The 8,202-nt window shown below is 63.0% G+C and carries 6 protein-coding genes; 3 read left to right on the forward strand and 3 right to left on the reverse strand.

Annotated features, from left to right (window positions below):
• The coding region (locus ACY693_RS10505) for a class I SAM-dependent methyltransferase (protein WP_462321779.1) at positions 1–716 on the reverse strand (716 nt) is incomplete at its 3' end.
• Complete coding sequence (locus tag ACY693_RS10510) at positions 713–4,072, reverse strand: tetratricopeptide repeat protein (RefSeq protein ID WP_462321780.1); 3,360 nt, start codon at positions 4,070–4,072, stop codon at positions 713–715. The genes ACY693_RS10510 and ACY693_RS10505, both read right to left, overlap by 4 nt.
• A 557-nt stretch (positions 4,073–4,629) precedes the next feature.
• On the opposite strand from ACY693_RS10510, the gene ACY693_RS10515 reads away from it, so the two are divergent.
• The 3 genes from ACY693_RS10515 to ACY693_RS10525 all read left to right on the forward strand — a co-directional run bounded on the left by ACY693_RS10515 (position 4,630) and on the right by ACY693_RS10525 (position 7,461).
• Positions 4,630–5,646, forward strand: coding sequence for a hypothetical protein (locus tag ACY693_RS10515; protein WP_462321781.1), 1,017 nt, complete (start codon positions 4,630–4,632; stop codon positions 5,644–5,646).
• A 171-nt stretch (positions 5,647–5,817) separates the two neighbouring features.
• On the forward strand, positions 5,818–7,059 hold the full coding sequence (locus ACY693_RS10520; protein ID WP_462321782.1) for a PAS domain-containing protein: 1,242 nt from the start codon (positions 5,818–5,820) through the stop codon (positions 7,057–7,059).
• Between the two features lie 9 nt (positions 7,060–7,068).
• Positions 7,069–7,461: a GGDEF domain-containing protein gene (locus ACY693_RS10525; protein ID WP_462321784.1), complete on the forward strand. Its 393-nt coding sequence runs from the start codon at positions 7,069–7,071 to the stop codon at positions 7,459–7,461.
• Between the two features lie 12 nt (positions 7,462–7,473).
• Here ACY693_RS10525 and ACY693_RS10530 read toward each other — a convergent pair.
• The coding region (locus ACY693_RS10530; protein ID WP_462321783.1) for a chitinase at positions 7,474–8,202 on the reverse strand (729 nt) is incomplete at its 5' end.

Below are 8,202 nucleotides of genomic sequence, written 5' to 3' on the forward strand. Positions count from 1 at the left end.
AAGCGCTCGACCACGCGTTCCTGCTGAATGACCTCGATGCGATGGTCATCCCGCCGATAGAGGGTCACAACCTCAGGATAGAGCGCATCAGGGTCTTCTTCCACGCGGACAAAACCGAGTGCCGACAGACGCTCCGTGCCGTGCTCATACGAGGGCTCACCGCGATACAGACCAGACACACTGCTGGCGTGAGCGATGATCCAGGCAAAGCGTTGAATCAGACTAGCCTCGGTCTGGCGCAGCAGCTCGACACTCAGCCCCGGCGCATCCAGGATCAGCAGGTTATTCGCATCGGCCTGCGGGGAGGCTGTCTCGATCGCCTCTTGCAGGGTCCGGACCCTGACCTCGATCGGCGTCTGCTTGCGCAGATTTGGTCCGTGCTCGAGCAGACGCTCTGGCTCGCAGAGGCTGCTGTAACGCAGATTGGTCAGCACCAGCAAATTGCGTTGCTGGGTGGCCGCTTGCGCGGGCACTTGGGCAGGCACGTGGTTGGGCGCTGGCGCGATGGCTAGGGTCCAGACCTCTTCTCCGTCGGCCGGAGAGATACGAGCTGAGAGCTCATTGGCAAACTGTGGATGGGGCTCGACCAGGATCAGCCGACGCTGACCAACAGCGCGCAGCATCGGCAGCTCGGCGCCATTGCCGGCGCCGACCACGAGCGTGGTCCCCGGCGCACGATCGCTATCGGCCGCGATTCGCGCAAGCAGCTCCCTCATCGCTGTCCCTCGCCGCGCAGTTGTCGATCACCGTCCGCGAGCAGTAGCTCCAAAATCCGCAGCGAGCTGTCGAAGGCAATCACCTCGTCGTCCTGCGCCACAGCGGAGTGGCTTGTCGAGTCATGCTGGCGCGCGAGCAGCGTCGACAATTTGTCAAACAGCATTTGATTATCAGGCTCTTCGATCAGCCGCGTCTTCAGCAACCGAATTCCTTCATCGATCTGGCCATCGGCAATCAGCCGATCAACACGCAGCGGCACCGCATGGAGGCGAACCTCATCGAGACGCCTGAGCACCCGCGGCTCCCGTGGGCTGATCCGCAGTGCGGAATGATAGGCATCCTCAGACTCAACAAATTGATCACGCAGCTTGAACGCATTACCAATCCCGAGATAGGCCCAGAACATGGGCAAGGGCAGCGCTGCGGCGCGCCGATAGGCATCAAGGGCCGGGTCCGGCTCCCCATCCAGGAGCCAGGTCTCTGCCAGCTTGCAATGACAGAGCGCGTTCTCGCCGAGCTGTGCCAGCAGCTGGCGGTAGATCGCACGCGCGGCCTCGGTTTGGCGCATCTCTTGACGCAGACAGGCATCGCGGAGCAGCCCCCGACACTGCTCTGCATCCGGCGCGCGACTCGCCACTCCAGGCTCGGCAAGCAGCTCCTCGAGCTGTTTAAGTGTCTCGGAGCGGGGCATTAGATCGAACGGCCAATTCGCGCTTGCCTGCTCGAACAGATGCGGGCCATGGGTCAAGGACTTACCGGTATGGGCCTCGCGAGCGGTCAGCCAATGCGGCTTGGCGTCGAGCAGCTCATAGGAGATGGGCGCCGAAAACGCATGTCGGCCATCGCCAATGCCAGACTCGTAGAGGTCACGACGGAAGGTGTTGGCAGCGGCGCGTCCGACGATCTCACCCTCACAGAGGATCTCGACCTCGAGGCGGTGTTCCGGACGACTGAGATCCCAGGCATAACCGACCGCACGTGTGCCAGAAACGGCCTCGAAGGCACCCTGTACATCCGCCGAGCGCACCCGTGCCGGAGGTGCGCCGCTTTGCAGCCGTTGTGGGCTGCCCGGTAGCAACTGCTGCGTGCTGTGGACGCGCACGCTCAGCTCATGCGGCTGTCCATCGAATAATCTGGGGTCCAGGGTCAATCTGAACCCATGCCGCCCATCGCCAAGCGCGACCTCGGCAAGGTCCTCGCGCTCAAGGTCGGCTCGGATACGAGCTAGAGGCTCGCCATCACAGAGGAGCTCAAGCTCCACTCGCATCTCGGGGTGCAGAGGGTCAATCGCCCATCCACAGACCTGGCCGTTGATCACACCTTCAAAGCGACCTTGAAGCTCAGAGTCTGCGGATTGAATCGAGGTCTGGGGAGCGGCAGCAGAGCCGGCTGTTGGTCCGACTGGGTACCCTGGTGCGACACCCGATGCTGAAGCTGGCGCTGACGGCGGTGTTGGTGGTCCAGAGGCTGGCACCAGCGCTGTCTCTGCCACCGACGGCTGCGGAACAGACGCAACCCTCGTCGGCTGCGCTGCAGCGCCCCAATCGCCCGGCGCATCATTCGCCGAGCAATCGGGCGCCCCGCTCGGCTCTGGCTCCGGCGAAGCAGGCCGGTCCAACCGACAGGTCAGTGGACTGCCTTCCAGCAGCTGCCCCGCATGACGCTCGCGCACGACAAACGCATGCGACTGTCCATCAAACAGCGCAGCATTCAACGGAAGCGAAAAGGCATGCTTGCCATCGCCGATGCCTGCGTCAGCCAGATCTGGGCGATACAAATCGGCTGCGCAACGCCCTTGCAGATGCCCATCGCAAAGCACCTCGAGCTCCAATCGCCGCATCGGATCGACGGGGTCCAGCGCCCATCCTTCAATATGGCCGTGGCGCACGGCCTCCAGGCGCCCCTGCAGTGCCGGCGCGCTCACGCCGCCAGGATGCCCGGCAGCGTTGGCGCCGTTGCGCTGCTCGGCCTTGGGGCCGCGCAGTGCCGACTCGGTCGGCCGTGCCGACTGGAACTCATCATGCCCCGCAGCACCATGTGGCTGGGTGACATCAGCCTCAGCCGGCTGTGGATGACTCAATGGCGAGCCGCCTAGGCTTCCGCTCGCCTCCCGGGGCAACGGCATTGGACCACCGTCCAATAGCTGTCCGCTGCGCTGCTCGCGCACGCTGATCTGATGCCGCTGCCCGTTAAGCAGCGCTGGGTCGATCGGCACGCTGAAGGCACAACGCCCATCAGCGATGCCCGCCTCCTCCAAATCAGCGCGCAGCCGATCCGCCCGGCCCCTGGCAACCACCTGGCCATCGCAGAGCACCTCAACCTCAGCGCGCAGCTGCGGCTGCTCGGGGAAGAAGACCCAGCCGTCGGCATTGCCGTTCAGAAGATCATCGAAATGGCCATGGACCCTCAATGGAGCGGCCGGGGCCCCAGTCTCGGCCAGGTGACCGGATTGATCATGGGCCCGATCATGGACCTGACCATGGGTCATCTGCCCGGCCCCCGCAGCCGCGCCCCCCTGGACCGTCCCAATCGCCGGCGTCGCCGCAGAAGCCGAGGACCCCGGCCCCGCATCCAACCGTTGCGGACTCCCAGGCAGGGTTTGGCCAGAATAGGCCTCGCGCGCGCTCAGCAGCGACTCAGGTCCCTGACAGAGACTGCGTTCAACCGGCAGATCAAACCCATGGCGACCGTCTCCATAGCCAGCACCGACCAGGTCTGCTCGATCGAGGTTGGCGCGGCCACGAGCAACGACCTGATCACCACAAATGATCTCGACCTCAAGGCGCGTACCGGGAGCGTCGGGGCTAAATACCCAACCGATCGCCCGATCAGCCGCAACCCTGTCGAAGCAGCCCTGAAGCGCAACCCCATGCGACCGCGAGTCCGATTGAGGTACCGATGCGCTCGATCCGTCGGACCCCGAGAGCTCGCCTCTCAGCGCCTCATGAGCCTGTCTCGGCGCTGCCGCTGGCCCGGATGGCCCGGCTGGATCGACTGGCCTCGCAGCCGGCGATGCCGCCGGCTGAGCCATCGCCGCGGCTTGAAACCGCTGACCACCACCCTCCAGCGCCTGACCACTATAGGCCTCGCGGATGCTCAGACGGTGGGCCTCGCCATCGCTCAGCGATGCGGGTACCGGAATCGAGAACGCATGTTTGCCATCGCCGATACCAGCCTCGAGCAGGCTCTGCCGAAAGCAGTTTGCGATACCTCGGGCTACGACTTGCTCATCGTCGGATACCAATTCGACCTCGAGCCGTGTCCGTGGCGCATCGGCGCTGTAGAGCCAGCCGCAAGCATGGTTTTCAAAGATGCCATCGAAGCGACCTTCAAGCTTTGGCAGTGGTGCGGACATAACTCCTCATCAGAATCGGATATCTGCGTCCCTGCTGGCTGCGATGAGCGCGATGCGTGCTCGCGTGCTTAAGCAATATAGGGCCTGCAATGAGGCAGCGCGAGATGCGTCTCGGTAACCGAGGCACATAACTCAATCAACAGGCCAAGGCGAAACCTGTGCCAACGAACCAGCTGGAACTCAGAGCCAGGCTCCAACGGCTCATCGGACTCTTGCTCTCCAGCTTGTCAGCGCCCATCGCGGTCCGCTATCGTAGTTTGTTAGTCATTTTGCGGCAAATAGCCGCCGAGCGATGCGCCCGGTCAGGATATCGACTGTCTGTTTCGCGGTGAGGCCACCGGAAACAATTGGCCCGACCTGTGCTAAAGCAAGCTCTGAACCGAGGCGACCCACGGCGGGAGCATCACTTGGGCAAGAAGAAACGCCGGCAAGCTTTTCAGACCTGGGAAGAGGCACTCACTGAGCACTGGAAGGGCAGCTCAGCAATGGCCGACGAGCCAGCTGCAGAGTTACTCGGCTCGACCCCAGACCAAGGTGAGAGGGAACCGAGATCGGCGATGTCTCAAGAGCCCATGGGCAACGGTTCAGAGACCGAGTCCGCGGAAACGCTCCCGCATGACGTCCACCTGCTCGAGCGGGCACGAGCCCAATGGCAGTTCGGCCAATGGCATGCATTGGCGGCGCTGGATCTAGACGCCCTCCATCATCATCCCGATCGGGCGAAGCTCGCCTTGCTCGCCGCAACCGGACTCGCTCAGCGTGGGCAGACGGCTCAAGCGCACCAGTTGACGCGCAAGGCCATCGACTGGGGCGTCGACCGCGAGCTGGTCAAGCGCCTACTCCTTAGCGGCATGCACAACAGCCTGGCTCGGGCCGCAGCACTGGCCGGACACGACAAGCGGGTACGACGCCACTTCGAGGACGCGCTCCATGTCGGCATCCCGGGCGCCGCCGCGCCGATGGCCGTGCGAGCGCGCGCCGAAACCGAACTGACCCAGATCGGCCTCGACCAGGCGTTGCCCCGGCTCATCCCAACAGCACCCCTGCCTGACGCGCCTTCTTATCTGAAGCGAGAAGCCACCCCACCAGGCCAGGATTTGATGGTCTTGCTGCCAGACCGCGGTCAGCGGCAGATCAGACTCTATCCGGATAATCCGAACTACCTCAGGCAGCTGGAAGACCGGCTGATCTTCGATATACCCGAAGGCAACACGTTGATCATCAGCAGCAATCCTGACGGCCAGCTCGCGCTCGCGCCGCTCCGCGACCCTTTCGGCCTCGCGCCAGCCACGGACTATCGCGTCACAGGCCATCTAAGCTGCAGCGACCGCCACCTGACGGCTTGCCTCGTCGAGTACGATCCGCAGGAACGCCTCAGTGATCATAGCGCCCGCGCCATCGATAACCGATTCGACCTGCACTTTCGAACCAGTCGTCATCATGCAAGGCTTTGCATCGCATTTCGCATTGCAGGTTGCGGCGAGCTGGACCTTGCGGGCAGCGTGCTGCGCATCCAGCAGCTTGCGCAGACAACCCTAGTGGCTGACGACACACGCGCATCGCTTAGACACTGATCCAGAGGGTATATACTCTTTCCCATCGAGTTGGACTAGAGCGCAAGACATGGTCTCAATGGCCGCAACCGGGTCATCAGTGGACGAGGAAGAGAGGTCGAAGCAACCGTGGATGACCACCGGCCGAGCCAAGCAGAGCCGCAGCCGCCCAGCCTAGCGCAATTCCAGCAAATGCTGGAAGCAGCCGAGCGCATCGCACATCTTGGCCATTGGTGTCTGGATCTCGAGACCCAGCGGCCCGAATGGTCACCGCAGATCTTTCGCATCTTCCGCCGTGATCCAGCGCGGGGCGAGCCCCTCTTCGCCGAGCACGAGGGCTATCTGTATCCAGAAGACTGGACACGCCTAGAGCGCGCCGTCGCCGATTGTGTCGCTTATCGCAAGCCTTACGATCTCTGCCTGCATATCCGCCGCGACGACGGCACCGATGGCTATGTCAAGGTCTATGGCACCGCGCTCGCCGGCACCAATGGTGCGGTCTCCAAGCTGGTCGGGTTCGTGCAAGACGTCACCGAGCAGCGCTTCATGGAGGCCGCTCTGAATAAGAGCGAGGCTGACTATCGGCTCTTGGTCGCGCAACAAACCGACCTGATCGTGAAGGTCGACGCCAAGGGCCGCTTCCTATTCGTCAGCCCGGGCTATTGCCGAACCTTCGGTCAGCGCCCCGAAGAGCTGCTTGGACAGCGCTTCATGCCGCTCGTGCATCCAGACGACCGCGCTGCAACCGAGGCCGCGATGTCGGCACTCCATCAACCACCCCATCGCTGCTACCTCGAGCAACGGGCGATGACCAGCCAGGGCTGGCGCTGGTTTGGCTGGTCGGATTCGGCCTTGATCGATGATCAGGGGCAGGTCATCGCCATCATCGGTACCGGACGCGACATCCACGTGCGCAAGCTCGCCGAGCTTGAGCTACTTCGGACACAGCGCATGCTTGAGCTAGCGCTCGAGTCTGGCAACATCGCCACCTATACCGCCGATTTTCGCACCGGCGAGGTCTATGTTGACGAGCGCTACCTCTCCCAGCTCGGCTATGAGCCCGGTGAGATCGCGGTCACTTATGGTTGGTGGGAAGCCCATGTGCATCCGCAAGACCTGGCTGCCTTCAGCGATCAGAGTCAGCAGGTGATGTATGGCGGACTCGATGACTTCACCGCTGAGTATCGGTTCCGACACCGCGATGGACATTGGGTCTGGCTACAAGACCATGCGCGTATCTATGACCGCGATGCGGATGGCGTCGCGCTTGCCGCAAGCGGACTGCGCATCGACGTCACGCGGCGCAAGGAGGCCGAGCTCAAGCTCGCTTATCATGCCGAGCATGATCCACTGACCGACCTCCTGAACCGACGCGGCATGTGGCGCGCGATTCGGCGCATCCATGCGCAGAGTCTGCGCAGTCGACGCACCTAGTGCGTCGCCATCCTCGATCTCGATTTCTTCAAGCGGGTCAACGACGAATTCGGGCATATCGTCGGCGACGGCATGCTGCAACAGGTGGCTAAACTGCTGCGTGAGCGCTCGCGCGAGGCCGACTGGGTCGCGCGTTGGGGCGGCGAGGAGTTCTTGCTACTGATGCCCGATAGCGAGCTCGCACAGGCCGTCGGCTTCATCGAGCGTCTGCGCGCACAGATCGAGGCCAGCGACTTCCGGATCGAAGGCCAGCAGCTTTGCATCACCACCAGTGCCGGTATTGCGAGCTGCCGACTCGACCAAGACAGCCAGGATGAGGTCGTCAATCGGGCCGACCGAGCGCTCTATGCGGCCAAGAACGCCGGCCGGAATCGGGTCTGCACCGAGGCCGACGTTCTGTGATCGCCCCCTGGCTCAATCGTCGACGATCTCGACATCAAACCAAAAATCGACGCAACGCACATAGTCACCCGGGGTCAGTGCGGAGAAGGCCGTCTGATAATTGACCAGCTGACAGGCGTTTGGCCTGCTCCAGTCCTGCTCCCAGTAGATCGCCAGTGCACCCGCGCCTGAGGTGTCGAAGCGTTGCATATTGGCGCAGCCGAGCACCTCATCCGCAGGCACTGGCACATCGAGCGCCTCAGCAAAGGCGAGGTAGTAGTCGATCCGGTTCTGCGACTGGATGTGCTCACTGCTGCCGCCGCATTCGATGCCACCATTGATGATCTGGGTGGTGACCCCGAAGCCCGGCGTCAGCCCACCAGCAAGATCATGGGCGTTGGGCTCCCAGGTGCCATCCAGCGCATGCAACATCGAGGGCTTTGGCGGCTGCGGATAGACATAGAAGAAGACCGCGCTGGCTAGGTTCAGCCAGGAATCCGCGACCAGCGCTGGGTCCTGCAGCAGGGTCTCTACGTCGCCGAAGATGGCCGCCGAGAACGGACCGTAGTTGTAGTTGTAGCTGAGCTGCTTGGCGCCCCGACCAAAATAGCTCTTGTATTGACCGGCATTCGGGTGGCCGGGCTCAAAGACGGCACAGGGCCAGGTCGCGCCCTGCCAGGTTGCGAGATCACAGAGCCCATAGCCGTTGGCCATGGTCTCGTTCCAACCGAGCTCGCGCAGGTAGACCAAGCCTTGGCGCCA

Source organism: Halochromatium sp. (assembly GCF_054919635.1).

Excerpts from the sequence above, each read along its gene's own strand:
- ACY693_RS10510 (WP_462321780.1), bottom strand. The coding sequence starts at position 4,072 with ATGTCCGCACCACTGCCAAAGCTTGAAGGTCGCTTCGATGGCATCTTT.
- ACY693_RS10515 (WP_462321781.1), top strand. The coding sequence starts at position 4,630 with ATGTCTCAAGAGCCCATGGGCAACGGTTCAGAGACCGAGTCCGCGGAA.
- ACY693_RS10520 (WP_462321782.1), top strand. The coding sequence starts at position 5,818 with ATGCTGGAAGCAGCCGAGCGCATCGCACATCTTGGCCATTGGTGTCTG.